This window comes from Tepidimonas charontis, from assembly GCF_007556685.1.
GTDB lineage: Bacteria > Pseudomonadota > Gammaproteobacteria > Burkholderiales > Burkholderiaceae_C > Tepidimonas > Tepidimonas charontis.
The window spans coordinates 1-1,149 of sequence record NZ_VJON01000097.1 but is presented as its reverse complement, the minus strand read 5'-3'; the positions used below and the strand labels follow the sequence as shown (position 1 = coordinate 1,149).

The following is a 1,149-nucleotide window of genomic DNA, read 5'->3' as shown; positions in this document are numbered from 1 at the left end:
GGCGGTATCAAGCACCAAGTGCAACGGTGGAATCACTGAAGGGAGTGGCTGGTTTGGGTGACCTTCTCCAGCATGGCCTGGTAGACGGCGATCGGGGGGTAGAAGCCGTGGATGGCGCGCGGGCGGTTGTTGAGCCGGTCGGCGATCGCATCGAGCTCTTCCTGGCTGTAGGCCGACAGGTCCGTACCCTTGGGCAGGTACTGGCGCAGCAGGCCGTTGATGTTCTCGCAGCTGCCCCGCTGCCACGGACTGCGCGGGTCGCAGAAGTAGACCCGGATGCCGGTAGCCTCCGTCAGTTCGGGGTGGCGCGCCATCTCCTTGCCGCGGTCGTAGGTCAGGGTCTTGCGCATCGGCTCAGCAATGCTGCGCAGCTTGGCGGTGAAGCCCTCCAGGGCCGAGGCTGCGGTGGCATCCTTGAGTTTGGCCAGCATCACCAGACGCGAGCTGCGCTCCACCAACACGCCCACCGCCGAGCGGTTGGCCGCCCCTTTGAGGAGGTCGCCTTCCCAGTGCCCAGGAAAGGCCCGATCGTTGGCCTCGGGCGGACGCAGGTGGATGCTGACGGCCTCGGGCAGCTGGCCCCTTCGGTCTTGGCCACGCGAGCGCGGCATGCGCTTGGCTTGCGCACGCCTCAGACAGGCGATGAGTTCCTTGCGCAGCTCCCCGCGCGGCATCGCGTAGATGCAGTTGTAGATGGTCTCGTGCGAGACGCGGCGATGCAGATCGTCGGGCCACATGCGCCTGAGTGTGCCGGCAATCTGAGACGGCGACCAGCCCTCCAGCAGAAAGTGGTGCACCACCCCGAAGAGCACCCCATCCTCGCGAAGCTTGGGACGGCGTCGTCGCTTGAGCCGCATCGCGCAGGCACGCGCGCCGGCTGCCCGCGCATCGTAGGTGCAGCTGCTGCCTGCCGGCACGAAGGCCGAGCGCTGCGGCCACTGCCGCGCACGCTGGATCTCGCGCGTGATCGTCGAGGGCGAGCGTCGCAGCGTGCGGGCAATGCTGCGTGCCGAGCAGCCCTGCTGCAGCAGGATCATGATGGTGGCGCGCTCTTCGGCGCTCAGGTGCTGGTAGTGGGTTCCCATGGGACGGCGGCAGGGTCGAGTGCAGGGCAGATCAGGGGTGTTGCACTTGATTATTGACTCCACC

1 protein-coding gene is annotated in these 1,149 nt (G+C 67.1%); it reads right to left on the bottom strand.

Going from position 1 to position 1,149, the window contains the following annotated elements; genetic code table 11:
- Window positions 1-32: 32 nt before the first annotated feature.
- Window positions 33-1,085 (bottom strand): IS30 family transposase, encoded by a 1,053-nt coding sequence (locus tag Tchar_RS13500; RefSeq protein ID WP_132963718.1) that lies wholly within the window; start codon window positions 1,083-1,085, stop codon window positions 33-35.
- Window positions 1,086-1,149 lie beyond the last annotated feature (64 nt).

Coding starts and splice junctions, on each gene's coding strand:
- Tchar_RS13500 (WP_132963718.1), bottom strand. CDS start 1,085: ATGGGAACCCACTACCAGCACCTGAGCGCCGAAGAGCGCGCCACCATC.